Source organism: Hymenobacter sp. UYCo722 (assembly GCF_040547115.1).
Lineage (GTDB): Bacteria > Bacteroidota > Bacteroidia > Cytophagales > Hymenobacteraceae > Hymenobacter.
The window spans coordinates 174,188-192,346 of sequence record NZ_JBEPPC010000006.1 but is presented as its reverse complement, the minus strand read 5'-3'; the positions used below and the strand labels follow the sequence as shown (position 1 = coordinate 192,346).

General features: G+C 59.8%; 12 protein-coding genes and 1 tRNA gene. 5 read left to right on the top strand and 8 right to left on the bottom strand.

The genetic code is table 11. The features are described from left to right. Positions 1 to 48: 48 nt before the first annotated feature. Positions 49 to 711 (top strand): hypothetical protein, encoded by a 663-nt coding sequence (locus tag ABIB44_RS15145; protein ID WP_354585490.1) that lies wholly within the window; start codon positions 49 to 51, stop codon positions 709 to 711. A 209-nt stretch (positions 712 to 920) separates the two neighbouring features. Here the strand turns inward: ABIB44_RS15145 and ABIB44_RS15140 are convergent, their stop codons facing one another. From ABIB44_RS15140 to ABIB44_RS15120, 5 genes are all read right to left on the bottom strand, one after another. Then, positions 921 to 2,465 carry a family 43 glycosylhydrolase gene (locus tag ABIB44_RS15140; protein ID WP_354585489.1) on the bottom strand — a complete coding sequence of 515 codons (1,545 nt, stop codon included), beginning with the start codon at positions 2,463 to 2,465 and terminating at the stop codon, positions 921 to 923. Between the two features lie 548 nt (positions 2,466 to 3,013). Then, a complete protein-coding gene (locus tag ABIB44_RS15135; protein WP_354585488.1) occupies positions 3,014 to 3,508 on the bottom strand; it encodes a SixA phosphatase family protein in 495 nt (164 codons plus the stop codon). Between the two features lie 307 nt (positions 3,509 to 3,815). Then, entirely contained in the window at positions 3,816 to 5,570 is a 1,755-nt protein-coding gene (locus ABIB44_RS15130) for a GEVED domain-containing protein (protein WP_354585487.1), read from the bottom strand. Positions 5,571 to 5,895: 325 nt separating this feature from the next. Continuing rightward, positions 5,896 to 7,170: a M43 family zinc metalloprotease gene (locus ABIB44_RS15125; RefSeq protein WP_354585486.1), complete on the bottom strand. Its 1,275-nt coding sequence runs from the start codon at positions 7,168 to 7,170 to the stop codon at positions 5,896 to 5,898. Between the two features lie 176 nt (positions 7,171 to 7,346). Next, positions 7,347 to 11,450, bottom strand: coding sequence for a metallophosphoesterase (locus ABIB44_RS15120; protein WP_354585485.1), 4,104 nt, complete (start codon positions 11,448 to 11,450; stop codon positions 7,347 to 7,349). A gap of 201 nt (positions 11,451 to 11,651) precedes the next feature. Here ABIB44_RS15120 and ABIB44_RS15115 point away from each other — a divergent pair, with 201 nt between their 5' ends. The 4 genes from ABIB44_RS15115 (at position 11,652) to ABIB44_RS15100 (ending at position 16,786) form a co-directional block, all read left to right on the top strand. Further along, entirely contained in the window at positions 11,652 to 13,109 is a 1,458-nt protein-coding gene (locus ABIB44_RS15115) for a Pycsar system effector family protein (protein WP_354585484.1), read from the top strand. Positions 13,110 to 13,141: 32 nt separating this feature from the next. Beyond that, positions 13,142 to 13,213, top strand: a tRNA-Arg gene (locus tag ABIB44_RS15110). A 415-nt stretch (positions 13,214 to 13,628) separates the two neighbouring features. Then, entirely contained in the window at positions 13,629 to 14,219 is a 591-nt protein-coding gene (locus ABIB44_RS15105; RefSeq protein ID WP_354585483.1) for a hypothetical protein, read from the top strand. A 452-nt stretch (positions 14,220 to 14,671) separates the two neighbouring features. After that, complete coding sequence (locus ABIB44_RS15100; RefSeq protein ID WP_354585482.1) at positions 14,672 to 16,786, top strand: glycoside hydrolase family 97 protein; 2,115 nt, start codon at positions 14,672 to 14,674, stop codon at positions 16,784 to 16,786. Here the strand turns inward: ABIB44_RS15100 and ABIB44_RS15095 are convergent. The 3 genes from ABIB44_RS15095 to ABIB44_RS15085 form a co-directional block, all read right to left on the bottom strand. Further along, a complete protein-coding gene (locus tag ABIB44_RS15095) occupies positions 16,764 to 17,384 on the bottom strand; it encodes an XrtX-associated membrane protein (protein WP_354585481.1) in 621 nt (206 codons plus the stop codon). The two genes, ABIB44_RS15100 and ABIB44_RS15095, sit on opposite strands and share 23 nt — an antisense overlap. After that, positions 17,345 to 17,884: an exosortase X gene (gene xrtX / locus ABIB44_RS15090; protein ID WP_354585480.1), complete on the bottom strand. Its 540-nt coding sequence runs from the start codon at positions 17,882 to 17,884 to the stop codon at positions 17,345 to 17,347. The genes ABIB44_RS15095 and xrtX overlap by 40 nt, the downstream gene beginning before the upstream one ends. Before the next feature lie 102 nt (positions 17,885 to 17,986). After that, positions 17,987 to 18,157: a PID-CTERM protein-sorting domain-containing protein gene (locus tag ABIB44_RS15085; protein ID WP_354585582.1), complete on the bottom strand. Its 171-nt coding sequence runs from the start codon at positions 18,155 to 18,157 to the stop codon at positions 17,987 to 17,989. Between the last annotated feature and the right edge of the window lie 2 nt (positions 18,158 to 18,159).

Below are 18,159 nucleotides of genomic sequence, written 5' to 3'. Positions count from 1 at the left end.
CGGGGTTGGGTGTAGCTTTGTTTTCTGTTGATTTTACTTTATACCTCTATGAAGCATCTAGTTGTCCTCTTTTCGCTGCTCCTGTGGGCCGGCAGTGTGCAGGCTCAAAATGAGAAAGCAGTACCCGTAACCAAGCTGCCCGGCGAAGAAAATCTGAGCCTCCGCGAACGCGCCGAAAGAGACTTCCTGATGCCGGTGCGCCGAAAAAAGGTAGCCGCCGAAGCGCCGAAAGCGGCTAACGAGGACAACACCGCCGCTCCCGAAACCGACGCCACCGCCCATTACTCCGAGGCCACCGACGAGGCCGCCGTTTCGGCCCGCACCGCCCGCAGCTACGAAATCCGCCACGCCGAGGCCCTGGCCTCGCGCCGTGCCGCCGCCCGCCGCGAAGAAGCCCGCCTCGAAGCCCGCGCCGAGGCCCGCCGCGCCGCCCGCTACGCCGCCCGTCACCACAGCAGCAGCAAATCGAAAGCCACCAAAGCCAAGGCGCACAGCAGCAAGTCGAGCAAAGCCAAAGCGAGCAAATCGAAAACCAAAACTAAGTCGGCCGCCCACACCAGCAAGAGTAAGTCGAAGTCGAAAACCAGTAAAGCCACGCATCACACCGCTAAAAAGGTGAGCGTGAAAAAGAGCCCTTCCTCGCACAAAAGCACGAAAAAGGCGGCCGCTTCAAAGTCGAAAAGCAAAACCAGCAAGAAGCACCGCCGCTAAACCACCGCTATCCGAATTAAACAGCAACGCCCGACACATCAGTGTCGGGCGTTGCTGTTTGTTGATATGACGTAATTGAATACGTCATGCTGAGCGCAGCCGAAGCATCTCTACCGCATGGGAACCAATTAGTTGAATTGCGCGGTAGAGCCGTTTCGACATGCTCACCATGACGTTCTCAGTGAGCTTAAGCTGGCAGCCAATTGCCCCTACCGCTGGTTGCGCACCACAAAGTTGTTGAACGTGGCCACGCCGCCCGTTTCGCCCTGCGCCACCAGCGCCAGGCGCACGCCCCGGTCCCAGGGCGGCAGGTAGGTACCGTTCAGGCTGAAGCCTTCGGTGGGCAGGGGCTGCCAGGTAGTGCCGTCGGTGCTGTAGGCGAAGCGGTAGCGCTGGCCGCCCCACACTTCGAGGCGCAGGCTGATGGCTTGGCAGGGCTCGATGAATACCTGCACCAGCGTCTGGTGCTTGCCGCTGCGCAGGTGCCACACGTGCAGCTGGCCATTGCCAGCCACCAGGGCCAGCGCGTTGTAGGGGTCGCCCACGGCAGCCAGGCCGGCGTAGGTATCCACCGGCAGGTTGGCAAAGTCGATGGTGGTGGCAGCCTTGTAGGTAGCGGCATGGGTGCGGCGGGCTACCACGGCCCCGAGGCGCGAGGCATCGGCGGCAAGGTGTAGTTGGCCGTTCCGCACGGTAGCGGCGGGCAACTGCCCAAGTGGCCACTGCCACGCCAGGCCCAGTTGGTCGCCTTCAAATTCGTCGGCGATGTTGAAGCGGCCCATGTCGGTCAGGGCCGGGGCCTGGGGGCTGCGGCTCACGAACTCGGGCCAGCCGTCGGCGTTCCAGGTAAACTCGCTGAGCAGCCCTTGGCGGCCCACGAATTCGTGGCTTTCGGCTGCGTAGGCGTGGTGTAGCAGAAACCAGCGGCCATCGAGCTCGCATACCGTGCCGTGGCCGGGGCACTTCCAGGTCGTATTGCGGTCGAGGATGGGATTCTGCTCGTGTTTCTCCCAAGGGCCGAGCAGCGCGCGTGAGCGCGCCACGCCGGTAGCGTAGTTGCAGCCCTTGCCGCAGCACGAGTTGCCGGCATAAAACATATAAAACCAGCCATCGTGCCGCACCAGCGCCGAGCCTTCCACCAGCGGGCCTTCCCACCGGGCGTCGTTGCCAAACAACTCGGTGGCTTCGCCGATGAGGGCCGTGCGGGCGCCGTTCAGGCGCTGGGCCCAGATGGGCGTATCCTGCTGGCAGGAGTTGCCGTCTTCCTTCCAGATGAGGTAGAGCTCATCGTTTTCATCGGGCATCGCGAAGCCGTCGATGGAGCCCGCCTCCTGGCCCACCAGCGGGCCGTGGTCGAGATAGGGGCCGGCCGGGTGGTCGGCGCTGGCTACGGCCACGCACAGCACGCCCCCCTTCTGGCGGGCAGTGTAATACAGGTAGGTGCGGCCGTGCTCGTAGTAAAACTCCGGGGCCCAGAAGTTGGAGCCGGCCCAATCGGGCGCGTTTCCGGGAAATACGTGGCTTACCAGCTCCCAGTCGAGCAGGTTTTTCGACGAGAAAATTGGAAAAATCGCCCCCCATTCCGCCGAAGTGGCACTGGCCCAGTAGGTATCTCCGATTTTGATAACGGTCGGGTCGGGGAAGTCGCCGGGCAGCACCACGCGGTCGTAGCTGATGCGGGCCGGGGCAGTGGTTTCGGATAAGGTGCCGGGAGCGGAGGCTCGCCGGGCAGCCTGTTCTAGTTCAATCGACACGGGTGGGAAGTGTAAGAAGAATAGAAAGTAACGCCGTGCGCAATAAAAGCGCAACGGTTGTGCGGAGCAAGGTAGCTATTTGGAATAAATAGAGATGCTTGCCTGGATACTAACTGGATGAACGCCGGAAAATAGTCGCCGAGTAGCCGCGAGAGATAGATGAAATAATGCCTCTGTAACTGGCAGACCCTGAATCGTATCGGTAAGTCGCTAAACACATTTCGGGCCAATAGAAGATTTCCGGGGAAAAGTCTCAGGATAATAATTGATTTTTCCGAAGAAATAAAATACATAGTTTTCTGCGTGCGGCCCTTTGCCGATAGGGCATAAGTTGAAAATGGAATCTATTTTCAGTTGAGTACTCACCGCAGCCAAGGGGGGCGGGCACATAAAAGCGCGAATTATTCCGGCTGCTTCCGCTAAAGGCACCGACAGAATTAAAAAACAGGGGCGGGGCCTGCCCCCGCCCGCCGTCGAACGCAACCTCCGTGGGTCGTTCAACGACGGGCGGGAACAGGCCCCGCCCCTACACGGGCATAAAAGCGCTGCTAGTTCTCGTTGCGTGGGTAGTCGTAGAAGTAGAACTCGGCGTTCGCCTTGCTCACTTCTTCCCATTTTTCGCACTCGAAATGCAGGCAGACCACGGCGGCGGTGGGCATTTCGTTCAGGGCCGAGGGCGAAAGGGCGTTGGCTGTTTCGGTAATGGTGGGGTTGTGGCCCACCAGGAGGACCGAAGCCGCAGAATTGGGCAGGGCGCGAATGATGGCGAGCAAGTCGTCCACATCAGCCCCGTAAATGCCGGCATCGATGCTGATTTTATCGGATGGGTACTGCAGCTCGCGGGCTACCAGCACGGCCGTGCTCATGGCGCGCACGGCGGGCGAGCTCACGATGACATCGGGACAGATGCGGCGCTTGCTCAGGGCCTGGCCCATGATGGGGGCGTCGTCGCGGCCGCGGTCGTTGAGGGGGCGCTCCTGGTCGCTCAGGTCATCGAAGCTCCAGCTGGATTTGGCGTGGCGGAAGAGGTACAAGGTTTTCATAAGGGCGAAGCTAACGGCGTTTGACTTACCGGCGAGGTTAGGAAAAGGTTATGCGGGCAGGAGCAGAGCAGGGAAAAATGCAGCTCGAACCCCGAACGGGATGCCGAACGCAGCCAAGGCACCTTGCCTGTGGCAATAATCAATGGTTGTAATGCCCTTGGCTAGTGGTAAGTAGGCCGGCCTACTTGGCTTGCGAGATGCTCCGACCACGCTCAGCGCGACATTCTTGCGTTCCACCCCCAGTCATAACACAAAAAAAGCGCCCCGACCAACTGGCCGGGGCGCTTTTTTTCAGGAGCCCGGAGAGCTATTCTTTCACAAAGCGCTGGTGCGAGGTGCCGGTGCCGTCGGTTACGTTCAGCAGGTAGGTGCCGGCGCGCAGGCTCGATACATCTACCTGGCCGTCGGCCAGCGACAGGCCGCGTACTTCGGCACCGCGCAGGTCGTACACGCGCACCGAGAAGGCGGCTTCGGGGTCGGCGTTGGCCGGGCGGGCAATGTTCAGTACCTGCGTGGCCGGGTTGGGGTACAGCGTGTACTGGTCGGCCAGGGCGTTGGGGTTGCTGGTGCGCGCCGTGCTGCCACCCAGGCGGGCACCGCCCGTGATGCTGATGGTATAGTCTTCGGTTTCGCCGTAGCTGTAGCTGCCGCAGCTGGTAGTGGCCGAGTTGTCGCTCAGTACTACGCGTAAGCGGGTGTTGCCGCTTTTGGCCGTGGTGGGCACCGTAAAGGAGCCCGTGCGGGTAGTGGCGGCGCTGCTGCCAGCGGCGTTCACCACGAGCTCGCCGGCATCGGTAAACACGCCGTTCTGGTTGTAGTCGATGTAAACTTTCACGTACTCGGTGTAGGCGCTCGATACGAAACCGGTCGAGAAGCTGATGGTCTGGGCCGAGCCGGCGGCCAGGCTGGTGCTGGTAGCCGTGCCGTTGTAGTAGCCGCCATCGGCACCCGAGGTGCGGTTGATGGTACCCAGTTTCACGAGGTCGAGGTACTCATACGCTACGCTGGTGCCTTTGCTGGCGCAGTAGGCAACGGCGGGGGGAGGGGTGGTGCCACCGCCCGGGGCCACGCCACCCTGCGAAGTGAGCAGGCCCACGCGGGCCCCGCCGCTGGCAAACAGGGCGTTCATGCGCGAGCTTTGGCCGGTCGAGAACATAAACATGGCGTTGTCGTCCACGTAATCCATGTAGTTCATGAACATGTCGCCGTTCGGGCCATTCGAGCACGACACGTGCGGGAACACGGGCTTGCCGTAGTTCTCCGAGGCCTGGTTGGGGGTGTCGCTCACGTTATCGGTGCCGGTGCAGGCCCCCGAGTCATCGCCCCAGATGTGGTTCAGGTTCAGCCAGTGGCCCACTTCGTGGCTGGCGGTGCGGCCCAGGTTGTAGGGCGCAGTCACGGTGCCGGTGCGGCCGATGTACACGGGCGAAATCACCACGCCGTCGGTAGCGGCCGCGCCGCCGGGAAACTGGGCGTAGCCCAGGATGCCGCCGCCAATGGTTCCCACCCACAGGTTCAGGTATTTGCTCGCATCCCAGGCATTGAGGCCGCCCGTGCTGGTGCTCTTGATTTTATCGGCGGTGCCCCAGCTGGTAGTCGTGCTGCTCTTGCGCTCGATGCCAGTGGTGGCTACGCCGGTGGGCGTGCGCTTAGCCAGCGTGAACTGAATGCCGACGTCGGCTACCAGGCCGGCGAAGGCGCTGGGCGTTTTAGTGTAGTCTGGGTTGAGCTTGTGGTAATCCTCGTTCAGTACATCAATCTGCGACTGAATCTGGGCATCCGAAATATTCTCTGAGGCCGTGCTGTAGAGCACGTGTACGACGACTGGAATGGTCACGCTCACGGCGACCGTGCTGCGCTGAGCGGTGCCAGCCTGCTTGGCGGCATACAGTACCGCCTGGTTGTTGATGGCATCCATGCGAGCGGCCAGGCCGGGGTCGGCGGCCAGCTGCTGTTGCAGCACCTCGACTGTGGCGCAGGAGCGTTTCTGGGCTTGGGCAGAATTGGTGGTTAGCGCAAAGCCCAGCAGGCCCAACGCGGCAGCGTAAAAAGTTTGTTTCATGAAAACTGGCTGGTTAGTAAGGTGAAAAAACGTAATTCAAGCCGCCAAACTAGGTATAATATTGCAAAAATTTCAATAAAATTCCGGCTTCACCCATTAATTTTTAAAATTATGGCACTACAACCCATATCTATTTGTATATTTTCTTGAAATTGAGTGTTTTTTCACCAGAAATTCATTTTAGTATTTCATTATTAGCTACTTATATTAGGTGTTGGGTTAAGATTGCCGACGGAGGTTGCCCGGCTCGTATCGCCAGGTATGGCTATAAAAAAAGCACCCCGACCAATTGGCCGGGATGCTTTCGGGGAATGGTGTCGGACTGTTATTCCTTCTCGAAGCGCTGGCGAACTACGTCGGCACCGGTACCTACCGTGAGGTAGTAGAGGCCGCGGGGCAGGCTGCCTACGCGCACCTGGCCTTGGCCATTGTAGCCAACCTGCTTCATTTCGTGGCCAGCCAGGTCGTACACGCGCACGGTGGCGCGGGCGACGTCGGCCCCGGTGGGCAGGCTCAGGTTCAGCACGTCGCTGGCGGGGTTGGGGTACGCCGTGGCCAACGTGGTGGCTGCGCGCGGAGCGGTACCGCCAAGCGAAGTAAGCAGGCCGGTGCGGGCACCACCGGTGGCGAACAGTGCATTCATGCGCGCGCTTTGGCCGGTCGAGAACATGTACATGCACTGGTCGTCGGTGTAGTCCATGTAGTTCATGCTCATGTCGCCCGAGTTCGAGCAGGTCACATGGGGGAAAACGGGGCAGCCGTAGTTGCTGGTTTGCTGGGTGGGGGTGTCGGCCACTTGGTCGTTGCCACAGGAAGCATCGCCCCAGATGTGGCGCAGGTTCAGCCAATGGCCTACTTCGTGGGTGGCGGTGCGGCCCAAGTCGTAGGTGGTGGTGTAGGTACCGGCGGCGTACTTGGCGCGGCTACCGAAGGCCGAATACAGAATCACGACGCCGTCGGTGCTGGCTGCCCCGCCGGGAAACTGAGCGTAGCCCAGCAGGCCCTGGCCCAAGTTGCAGGCCCACAGGTTAAGATACTTGCTGGCATCCCAGGCATTGTCGCCGCCGCGCTTCGAATTCTTCACGGCATCGTTGGTGCTCCACGAGGCAGTTTTGGTTTGCTTGTGAATGACGCCAGTGGTTGCCGCGCCGCTGGGGTCGCGCTTGGCCAACACGAACTGCACGTTGGCATCGGCGGCGAGGCCGGCAAACTGGGTTGGCGTCTTGCTGGCGTCGGCGTTCAGCTTACGGAAATCCTCGTTCAGCACGTCAATCTGCGACTGCACCTGAGCATCGGAGATGTTCTGGGCGGCCGTGTTGTAGAGCACGTGCACAACCACCGGAATGATGACGGTACCAGCGGCCGTGCGGGCCAGCGCCGGATTGGACAGTACGCGCTGGGCGTGGGCCTCAATGGCAGCCATGCGCTGGGCCTGGGCAGGGTCGGCGGCGAGCTGAGCGGCCAGTACTTCCATGGCACCACAGGCGCGACGCGTGGTAATGCTTTCGGAACCGGTGCCGAATTCGAAGCGTGCATCCTGGGCCAGGGCGGGAGAAGCCAGGCCCAGCAGGCCCAGTGCGGCAATGTAAAGTTTGGTCATAAACAAAAAAGTGATGAAGATGAAATTGTAATGAAACTCCCTGGCAATTTAGTAATAATTATAAAACTTACCCAAAGAAATTATTGGATTGCCAAAATTTTGGCAGCTTCACTAAAGACAGTGGGCACCCTCGCCTGTGCGAAAGTGCCCATTGCTGGCAGGAGCCGAAGCAGGTTCTAAAACAGAAAGTCGAACCCGACGAATATCAGCTTCTCTTCGCCCACCGAATAGGTGACGTTGATGACCGCCGCCTTCAGGATGTCGGCATAAATGCCTCCGCCGAAGCCAGTGTGGAAAGCATCGAAGCCGGTGCGGGTGTCGTTGTCGGAATACACGCGGCCAGCATCGGCCAGGCCCATTACGCCAAACGTGCCGGGGAATAAGTAGGCGTTGAATTTAAACAGCTCCAAGCGCGGCTCGAAGTTGGCGTAGAGCACGGTGCGACCGGCAAAGCGGGTGCGGCGGTAACCGCGCAGGTTGGTGGTGCCGCCCAGGGTGTTGGCCTGGTAAAAGCGGTATTCGCCGTAGTTGTGCTGGTAGCCAATGCGGCCGGCATAGGTGAGGTGGAAAGGGAAATTGGGCGTGACGTAGGCCCGGAACTCCGTGCTGATGCGGCCGTAGTGCAAGCCTTCGCTGTTGAGCTGCCAGTTGTACTGAAACTCGTTGTACCAGCGCAGACCAATGCGGGGGTTTTTGGCCGAAGAAACCGCGTCGATGTTCAGGTACATCAGGCCGCCCAAGTACTGGTTGGTCTGAAAATCAGTAGCCCGGACGCCGAAGCGACGGTTTTCGTAAGTCGTAACCCCGTCCCGGGTCAGGCTATCCTTGATGACCGTACCAATGGGGTTCTGCTCGACCCGAAATTGGTCGTACTGCGGGCCGATGCCGAACCGGGCCAGGGTGAACAGCTTGCGCTCGAAGGTGGGGGCCAGGGTGAAGCGGTTGAAACGCACCCGGTAGTCGCTGTTGACCGAGCGGTTGGTGGTAGGGCCGTTCTCGTTTTTGATAGCCTGGTTTACCGTGTTGTTGCCAATGCCGAAGAAGTTGTACAGCAATTGCGGGCCATAGTACTGGGCCGTAACGCGCAGGTCGGTCTTCCGGAAAATGCGGGTAAACTGGCCGGTGTAGCGAATATTGTAGGCTTCGCGGGCCGGTGCGAAGTTCGCCGTAATGGTTTGCTCCCACGAGTACGGCTCGCGGCGGAAGCCATAGTGGCGGTAGGTCGCCCCACCCCCAATGAGAAGGCCATCGTCGATGTTGTAGCCGAAGTACACCGCCGGGCCAAAGTAATCGAGCCGGTAGTCTTTCAGGTCGAAGCGGTGCGGATAGTCGTAGCGGCTCACCTCAATGCCGGGCTCCAGGCGCTGCCGGGCCTCGCTGCTGGTGCTGATGACGTTGCCGGTATCGGCGTCGTACACCTGGGTTTTGTGGAGCAGGCCGCCCACGTGGTCGCTGGTAGTAATGGTGTCGCGGCCCGTACCGGCGATAATGCGCAGCTTCACGCCCCGCTTCACGTCGCCGCGCACGTCGTACACGTCCTTGCCGCTGATGCCGTAGAGGCGCACCTCGTCGGTTACCTCATCATCGAAGGTGCGGTCGTAGAGCACCTTGGTCAGCTTGCCGTCTTTATTGATTTTGCGCATCACCACGTGGGTTTTGCGGCCGGGCAGGCGCTCCACGGTGAACTTCTCGTTCTTGCGGGAGCCGCGCACTTCCACGATTTCGGCCAGCACGTCGGCGTACTTGCCGGCCAGGTCGGGCAGCAGGTCGCGCCGGCTTTTGAGCTTGGCGATGATTTCCTTGGCGTGCAGGTCATAAATCTCCTTGGGCCACTTATCCCGGAAAGCCTTCTCGATGATTTCATCGGTGAGGTGTTCCTTCATGTAAGTGCCCTGGGCCATCCATTGCTCGCGGGTTACTGCGCTCATGAATACCCGGTCGTTGCTCATGCCGGTCTGGTTCAGGCCTTTGTAGTCGGCGTAGTCGTAGCCGAAATTCTGGAAGTTGCGCACCGCAAACTTGCGTGAGATGATGTAAGGCAGTACCCCATCGCCCTTAAAAAAGGCAATGTCACGGTCTTCGGGCACGGCTACGAAGCGGCGGTCGCCGTCCTTGGTTTTGCGCTCACTCCAGCGCCACTGGTCCTCGTGGCGGTCCCAGTCGCCAATCCACATATCAAACAGGCGCGAACGGGCAAATGCCTGCTGGTCCACCTGGTTGTCGTTGTCCTGAAGCAGGCGTTCCAGCATCTTGTCGGTGCTCACCAGCTTGGTGGCGTAGCCCAGACTGGCCACGTTGCTCTGGCTGTCCTTCGCGTCTTCTTCGAGGGCAGCAGGCAAGTCGTGGAACTGCGCGTAATACTGGCCCAGCAGGGGGTCGCGCGGGATAAACACCGGCACCGGATTGGTGTGCAAAATGCCGGCCGCCGTGCCCAAGGGCGGCAGCACAAACGAGGCGTACGGGTGCTGGGCCGAAATCTGGTCCTGCAGCACGGCGCGGGCCAGGCCGGTGCGCAGCTGCTCGGGCAGCACGGCCGCGGGGTCTTTATCGATACCGCGCAGCGAGAAATTATAGCCGGCTTCGTTGCGCACTTTCAGTGAAGCAGTTTGCTTGCCACCGCCGGTTTTGTAGGGCACCAGGCCGCCTTCGTCGTGGGCCAGGTCTAGGAGGTTAAACTTGACCGGCGTGGCCCATTCCTTGCGGTAGTGCTCGCCCAGCAGCCAGTTATGGAACTTGCCGTGCTTGTCGTAGGCCGGGTTGATGGCCACCGTCACGGTGCTGTCGCTGAAATCGGGCCGCTTCGTTGGGATGGGGTCTTTGGCAATGGCCGCCGCCGTCTTCTCCTTTTTCTGCTGCTTCTCGTCTTTGGCCTGCTTGATGGCCTGCTGCGTTTCGGGCAGCTTCTGGCCACTGGCCTCGCCGTTGGTGGTAGTCAGAGCCGTTTCGGATACGGCCTGGGCGGGCTGCGTGGCTACGCCCCCAATGGGCTTGGTATAGAGCGGCGTGCGGAACACGCGCCGGGCGGTGTGGCCGTCGCCCTGCGGAATAAAGTATTCGGCCCATACCTGGCCGTCGGTGTAGTAGTTCACTTCGGCCCAGCCTTTCTCCTTGTCCGAGAAAATGGCCCCGCCGCCGTCGCCGGGCTTCACGTGCTGGGTTTTGCAACCCGAACCGCTGACGATGAAGTGCGTGCTGCCTTCTTTGTAGTACTGGAGATTATGCTCGTGCCCGGCGGCGTAAATAACGTTGGGGTACTTGCTAAAAAGCTCGAGCAAATTCTTGCGGTAAGCCTGATAGTCAGGGTGCGGAATATCCTGGTTGATGCCGCCGTACTTGCGGGCAAACGGGTAAATCGACCCGATGATGGGCAGCGGCAAAAAGGCGTATTTGAAAACGATGCTGAGCGGGAAAATATGGTCGGCCAGGGTGAAGTAGCCGCCGTGAATACCGTCGGAGAACAGCGGATGGTGGGCAAACACCATGATGTTGCGGTTCTTATTGCGCTCGATAACATCCTGGAGCGCAGCATATACATCTTCCTCTTTTTCGACCCCGCAGCTGCGGCCGCTTGGGCGGTTGGCCGAAGGCGTCAGGAACCACTGCGAATTCAGGGCAATGAGCACCACGTCGTCCTGCACGCGCACCTCGAACGGGCCGGGGCAGCCGTCGCGGGGCACGAAAAAGTCGCCGGTGTAGGAAAACGCCGCCGAGTCTTTCATCATGTAGTTTTCCACGAATGCCTGCTCCCGGTTCACCTGGGCCAGGCCTCCGGGCAGGCCCTGAATCCAGTCGTGGTTGCCGGGCGTCATGTACTTTTCGCCGGGGTAGTTCCGGAAAATATCGAGCTGCGTGGTGAGGCGCTTCTCGGCAATTTTGCGGTCGTACGCGCCCTCCTCGGGCATGCCGTAGTTGTAAATATTGTCGCCCAGGTAGATGGTCGTGCTGTTTTTGCCGGCGCGCATAATTTGCTGGCGCAGGAAATTGAGACTGGGCTCGCCCCCTTTTTCGGGCGCGATGGGGTTGCCCACGTCGCCAATCAGAAACACGCGGTAGCGGATGCTGGCCGAATCTGGTGGCACGTTGCGCTGCCAGTTCACGCCGGTTTTGCGGTAGTTGGGGCGGGCGTTGCGCGGGTTTTGGTCCGATTCGCCCGGCTCGGGCAGCTCCTTTTGCGTCTCTTTGGGGGGCTTGGGCGGAGCAGTAGGTTTGGCAGACTGGGCCAGCGTAGTAAAAGGCAGGCAGCAGGCAAACAGAAAAGCGAGGTGACGAAGTGGGGTCATGTAATCGAAGGTACGGCGCGGGGTATTATTGGGCCGTTTGGGGCCAGGTACAGTATATAATTCCCAGTGCGGCCACGGCCGGTAGGTCCGTTACGCAAAGCACGGCAGTGCGGTTAGGGCAGTTTTGCTAACTTCCGTCCCGGGCTTCGCGTTCAAAGCCGGCGAGCCCGTCGGCCGAACCGCCGTAGCTTCGCATATCTTATGGAAGACCTTACCCCCGAATCCTTCTCATCGGACGCTGCCGCACCTGCCAGGGCCGAAGCGCCGAGTACCCCCAGCCCCGTGGTGCAGGGCCCTGCGGCTGGCGAGCCAGCCTCGCCCGAAGCCCTCGTAGCCGACCTCAGCGTGTCCGTTCCAGCCAGCCAAACCGACCAGGACGACAAAAAAGAGCGCGCCGACAAAAAAAGTGACGCCGACAAAGATGCTGACTCTAACAAGCCCTCCAAGGCCAAGGCTTCGGCCCTGGCCAAAGCAGCGCAAAACTATGTGGGCGAGCTGCTGGCCCGGGAGCTTTCACCCAAGCTCACATATCACGCCCTGGCTCATACCGAGGCCGTGGTGAAGGAGTGCCGGGCCCTGGCCCCCGACGCCAAGCTGAACGACGACGATGCCGAAGCTCTCCTCGTCGCGGCTTGGTTTCATGATACGGGCTACCTGGATGTGTACGACGGCCATGAGTTTCGCAGCATGGAGCGCGCCGCCGCCTGGCTCACGCAGCAGCGCGTGCCTGCCGCTCGCGTGCAGCTCATCGAAGCTCTCATTAAGGCCACGCACCGCGACTCGCAACCCGAAACCGAGCTCGAAAAGCTACTCGTGGATGCCGACATGAGCAACCTGGCCCGCGACGACTACCGCTCGCGCGCCGAGCTGCTGCGCACCGAGTGGGAACTGGTGCTCGACAAAACTTACCCCTCTCAGGATTGGGCCGAGCTCCAGCTCAACTTCATGCTGGCCCACAAGTACCTGTCCGAAGCCGGCAAGGACCGGTACAAGAAGGCGCTGAAAAAAAACATCGAAGACCAGCGCGACTATCTTAAGAAGAAGGAGAAAAAGGACAAGAAAAAAACGAAGGAAAAGAGCGAAACCTTCGCCGAGCCCAAACGCGGCATCGAAACGATGTTCCGCACCATGTACTCGAACCACATGAAGCTGAGCGATATGGCCGATAAAAAGGCCAGCATGATGATTCAGCTCAACGCCGTGCTGATTTCGGTCATCATTACCTATCTGGGGGCCAAAATGGGCAAGGCCGGCAGCTTAGCCCCACTCATGGGCAACAACCCCGTGCTGGCCATCCCGGTAAGCATTTTGCTGGTGACGGCCTTGGGCTCGGTAACCACGGCTATTCTCTCGGCTCAGCCCGATGTCACGAGTTTCGCCTGGCTCAAGAAAAGCCCCGAAATAGCCACCAACCGGCGCGTCAACCTGCTGTTTTTCGGCCAGTTCACCAAGCTCAAGCTCGACCACTTCCAGGGCGGCATGCGCGACTTGATGCGGCAAAAGGACTTGCTCTACACCAACATGGTAACCGATATTTACTACCTCGGTGAAGTGCTGATGCGCAAGTATGGGCTGCTGCGCACCAGCTACACCATTTTCCTGGTGGGCATTATTCTCACGGCGCTCTCGTTCGGCATCGCGCTGCTGTATAAGTCGTAGGTCGGGGGTGTCTGTTCTTATCTTTGCGGCATGGCTGCGTAGTTCAACGGATAGAATAGGCGTTTCCTAAACGCTTGATATGAGTTCGATTCTCGTCGCGGCCACATCGCATTTTTGCCCAAGAGGAGGCCGTTTTCGATGTCGAGAACGGCCTCTTTTTATGACCGGCTTTGGGTTGAGCAGTAGCTATTTCTGTTGTAAATTCTGCCGGCAGCTCGCCTTTGCTCAACTCCCAGCGATGATTGGGGCACAGGGCAGTCCAACGAATTTAGGCGGGCGACCGAATCGGGGGGGTGAGGAAATTGCTGATGGGCTTGGTATGACGTGCTTCGCCTTGCGCGTCGTTGGTGCGGCTCGATTGGCGATACCAGGCGCGTGGGCTGGGAAATAGTTCTTCATTCACCCGGTTGGCACAGCCATGCGCGCAATAAGTGGCATTGGCCGTTGTGGTACCACAGTGGAGGTAGTTGCTCGCGGCCTAATACTATCCGATATTGCGAACTCCTTTCCATCAGTAGTATGAAAATATTCTCCCTCGCATTGTTGCTGGCCAGTGGCCTGCTGTTCTCCCAGTGCACCAAATCTTCGGAGCCAACGCCGGCACATAAGGTTGATTACGACCAGAAAAGCGCCGAAATTGTCCAAGCCTTGATTCCGGCCGTAGTGGGCGAGTGGACGATGCGCCGGGTGCATATCAAAGCTCAAACCCACAATGTCGGTCAACGAGAGCTGGGCATCGTGCGGGATACCGTGCTACAGGATTTCGCCACATTGTCCATTCAAGCCGCGCCGTCCCGCTCTGCGTCCGGCGACCCGCGCTACCCGCATTTCACCGGTTTTCTGCACTATCGGACCAAAACGTACCCGATTCAGTTCGAACTTAGTGCCAGCGGCGAGCGCGTTGTGGAGAACAAGGGGCCGCAGGCGTTTTTTCTGTTTGAGTATAATTTCCCCGTTGGTTCGCACCCGACCGAACCCGAGGAGCAACTCTTGCGCTACCTGGGATTAGTAGGAGAAAACTTCTCCCTGGAGGTAGTGCCCGGGCAGTTGGGAATAATGACCTGGCAAGGATTAAACCGTGGCATTGATAAAATCGAGCTGGTAAAATAATGGCCTGTGCTATTTCGGGTTAATGACATGGACCGCTCTTTCGATGGGCACAAAATTTACTGCAACTGGTTGATAATGTGGGGTTTTTACAAGTTCTTTCAAAGAAAGTAACCTCAGTTTAATTATAATGCGTGAAGCACCTGCTGCCCGTGCTGTTTGCTGCAGGTGCTTCCGCCTGAAAGCGTACTGCTTTCACCACCAAAAACTGTAGTTAGTACGAGACCCCCATTGTGGGCCAGCAGAAGAAGAGGCGATTCCTGCCTTTGGGCTGCCGCTGCCCACTGCCACCCGGCCCAACGCCCTTACCGGAGTGCCTATCCCCGTACGACCATCGAAGCGTTGCCAGCGGGTACTACGACTTGGCACTGAAGAAATAAAATGCCCTGCGAAGCGCGTACCAGCTTTTCTTTGCTTTATAAACGCCGGTTTGGGCGGTATCAATCTTCTGATTTATGATAAAATACGGCTGGTTTTTAGTAGCCGTGCTGGCGGGGAGTACAGCCGTAGCACAGCCCGTCGCGCCGCTCAACGCCCAACTGGGCAACGTGCGGCTGACCGTGGCGCTCGCCTCCGATGGCCGGCCAGCCTACACCGTGGCCTACGGTTCGAAAACGGTTGTCAATCCTTCGCGGCTGGGCCTGGCTTTTGCTGATGGCCAGGGCTTTGATGGCCCCCTGGTGCTCACGGGCAGCGACACAAAGGCCGTGGACGATACGTGGCAGCCAGTGCTGGGTGAGGTCAAAACCATTCGCAACCACTACCAGCAGCTCACGGTGCACCTGCGTCAGGCGGCCGCACCTGGCCGCCGGCTCGACCTTGTGTTTCGGGTGTTTGCCGACGGCGTGGGCTTTCGCTACGAATTGCCCAAGCAGCCTGGCCTTCAGTATTTTACCGTCGTCGATGAGCTAACGGAATTTGCCCTGCCCGGCGACCCCAAAGCCTTCTGGATTCCGGGCGACTACGACACCAACGAGTACCCTTACACGGTATCGAAGCTGAGCGAAGTGGACAACACGGCGCTGGTAAAAGCCTCCACCGCTATTGCCGTGCGCGAAGCCCCCGACGCCCAACTCGTGGCTACCCCGCTGATGCTGAAAGCCGAAAATGGTCTGTATATGAACCTGCACGAAGCCGCGCAGGTCGACTACCCGGCCATGCAGTTACATGTCGACCGTGCCACGCGCCGCCTCACGGCCCGCCTCGTGCCCGACGCCGTGGGCACCAAAGCCTACCTGCATGCCCCCGGCCACACGCCTTGGCGCACCATCATCGTGAGCAATAAAGCGGCCGATATTCTCGCCAGCAAACTCATTCTGAACCTGAATGAGCCCAGCAAAATCGCTGACACCAGTTGGATTAAGCCCATGAAATTTGTGGGTGTGTGGTGGGAGATGCAAACCGGCAAAAGCTCGTGGAGCTACGCCAACAGCGCCGACACCCTGAATGCCGCTGGCCAGCTGCTGCCGCACGGCCACCACGGGGCCACCACCGCCAATGTGAAGCGCTACATCGACTTCGCCGCCGCCCACCACATCGCCGGCGTGCTGGTGGAGGGCTGGAACGTGGGCTGGGAAGACTGGTTCGGCAACTGGAAAGAGCCGGTGTTCGACTTCGTAACCCCTTATCCCGATTTCAATGTGGCCGAAATTCAGCAGTATGCTGCCGGCAAGGGCGTGCGCATGATTATGCACAACGAAACCTCGGGCGCGGCCACCAACTACGAGCAGCACCTCGACACCGCCTACCGCTTTATGAACCGCTACGGCTACCCGGCCGTGAAAACCGGCTACGTGGGCCGCATCATTCCGCGCGGCGAGCACCACGATGGCCAGTGGATGAGTAACCACTACGTGCGCGTGGCTGCAATGGCTGCCCGTCATCACGTTACGGTCGATATGCACGAATCGGTACGACCCACTGGCCTCTCGCGCACCTACCCGAACTGGCTGGCCAGCGAGGCCGGCCGGGGCAACGAGTACAACGCTTTTACGCCCGAAGGCAATCCGCCCGCGCACGAAACGATTCTGCCCTTCACCCGCTTTATGGGCGGCCCGATGGACTACACGCCCGGCATTTTCAAGCTGAGGAACTACGAGCCCGAGCACCCCGAGCGGCAGGTGCACACCACCCTGGCCAAGCAGCTGGCCCTGTACGTGGTGCTCTACTCGCCCCTGCAAATGGCGGCCGACCTGCCCGAAAACTACGCCGCCCACACCGACGCCTTTCGCTTCATCGAAGACGTGGCCGTTGATTGGGACGATACCCGCGTGCTCGAAGCCGAACCCGGCGAATACATTAGCACCGCCCGGCTGGAGAAGGGTGGTGAGCGGTGGTTTCTGGGAGCCATTACCAATGCCGCCCGCCGCACCGCCATGCTCAACCTGAATTTCCTGCCCAAAGGCCGCCGCTACACCGCCACCCTCTACGCCGACGCCCCCGGCACCGACTGGAAGACCAACCCCGAAGCCTACCGCATCAGCACCCGGACCGTGACGGCCGGCACCACTCTGCGCGTGCCGCTGGCCCCCGGCGGCGGCTGCGCTATCAGCTTGGTTCCGGTCCGTTAGTAATATCTGGCCCGGCAGCTGCGTGTGTGGGTGCGGCTTCTACCGCCGGCCCAAAGCCCGCCCGGAACAGCACGTACAGCCCCGCCACAGGCAGCGGGCTCACCACAAAATCGAGCAGGTGGCGGCTGAGGCGATACGCCCACTCGATATTGCCAGCCAGCTTGGCTAACACGACAATAAGGACGTAGGCTGCCAAAGCTCCCGCGTACAGGCGCCACGCTAGTTGCCATTGCGCGGGCCTGAGTACCAGGTACAGTATCAACAAGCAGGTTCCCAAGTACAGGGCTGCGTAAGTAGCCACGACTGGCAGCAAGCGCCGGGTAATGCCCGCATCGATACCGTTCTGCATGGCGCTGACGGTATTAGCTAGGCCCAGGGTTGCCAGCGCGTGCTGCCACCCGGTCGTCAGGGCTGCCAGGACCTGTTCGTTGTAGAGCCCTAGCAACAGTAGCGCCAGCATCAAACCGCCTACCAGTAGCCAGCGGCCCGGACCCGAATACTGGCGCGTTGCCGGTACGGCATCAAGTGAAGGCGGAGAAGAAGAGAGCCCCAAAGTCGTTAGGCCATTTGGGATGGCGTGGCTAATCGTCGTGCCCAAAGCATCCAGAGGCCGAAAATGCAGCTATATACCACAAACGTGTACGTATAGTGGTGGTTGAAGTCAACCGTTTGGTGTGAATAGTGGTGGTTGATGGCGAGCGCCGCCACCCGCACCACGTTTAGTAGCCAGATAAGGGCAATGCCCAATGGAATAAACCATGCCTTGCGCCTCCAGGGTCCCGGAAAGGCCAGTACAAACCCCGCAAACAGGGCATAGAGCACCAGTCCGTTGCAGGGCGGCCCCACTATCACCGATTGCTCGCCGGCCATTAGCACCAGCGCCGGGATGTGGGTGTCGAGCGTAGCCGAAAAATGCAGGATTTGCAGCAAGGCCACCCCGCTGCTCGCAATGTTATTGCACAAAGCAGTGTCGAGCCAGCCATCGTGAGCTAACCACTGCACGTAGCCAAAAAACCAGACCAGATACATCGCGGTCGCTACCAGCAAAAACCGGAAAAGTAGCTGGTTGCCGACAGGGCGGGGCAGGGAGGTCTGCATGCGTATTGGGAGGCGAGGAGACGAAGAAACAGTATTTGGCGGCCCTTTCCCATAGGGGAGCGCGCCGCAGATTAGGGCATTATAGCCCAAAAAGGGGATGGCTTACTTGGTGCGCTTGCGGCGGTTACGCAGGTGCTTGAGGCCATAGGCGAGGCCACCGGCGAGCAATAGCGAAACGCCCCCATCAAGCGGGATTGCCGTGGGGCCAGTAGGAGAGGGGCCACCGTCAGCAGGGGCTTGAGCCAGAACAGTTCCGCCGACGGCTATTAACATAA

What these genes read in the sequence shown, in the direction of transcription:
- ABIB44_RS15145 (WP_354585490.1), top strand. Translation starts at nt 49, where the DNA reads ATGAAGCATCTAGTTGTCCTCTTTTCGCTGCTCCTGTGGGCCGGCAGT.
- ABIB44_RS15130 (WP_354585487.1), bottom strand. Translation starts at nt 5,570, where the DNA reads ATGAAACAAACTTTTTACGCTGCCGCGTTGGGCCTGCTGGGCTTTGCG.
- ABIB44_RS15100 (WP_354585482.1), top strand. Translation starts at nt 14,672, where the DNA reads ATGATAAAATACGGCTGGTTTTTAGTAGCCGTGCTGGCGGGGAGTACA.
- ABIB44_RS15120 (WP_354585485.1), bottom strand. Translation starts at nt 11,450, where the DNA reads ATGACCCCACTTCGTCACCTCGCTTTTCTGTTTGCCTGCTGCCTGCCT.
- ABIB44_RS15115 (WP_354585484.1), top strand. Translation starts at nt 11,652, where the DNA reads ATGGAAGACCTTACCCCCGAATCCTTCTCATCGGACGCTGCCGCACCT.
- xrtX (WP_354585480.1), bottom strand. Translation starts at nt 17,884, where the DNA reads ATGCAGACCTCCCTGCCCCGCCCTGTCGGCAACCAGCTACTTTTCCGG.
- ABIB44_RS15085 (WP_354585582.1), bottom strand. Translation starts at nt 18,157, where the DNA reads ATGTTAATAGCCGTCGGCGGAACTGTTCTGGCTCAAGCCCCTGCTGAC.
- ABIB44_RS15125 (WP_354585486.1), bottom strand. Translation starts at nt 7,170, where the DNA reads ATGACCAAACTTTACATTGCCGCACTGGGCCTGCTGGGCCTGGCTTCT.
- ABIB44_RS15135 (WP_354585488.1), bottom strand. Translation starts at nt 3,508, where the DNA reads ATGAAAACCTTGTACCTCTTCCGCCACGCCAAATCCAGCTGGAGCTTC.
- ABIB44_RS15105 (WP_354585483.1), top strand. Translation starts at nt 13,629, where the DNA reads ATGAAAATATTCTCCCTCGCATTGTTGCTGGCCAGTGGCCTGCTGTTC.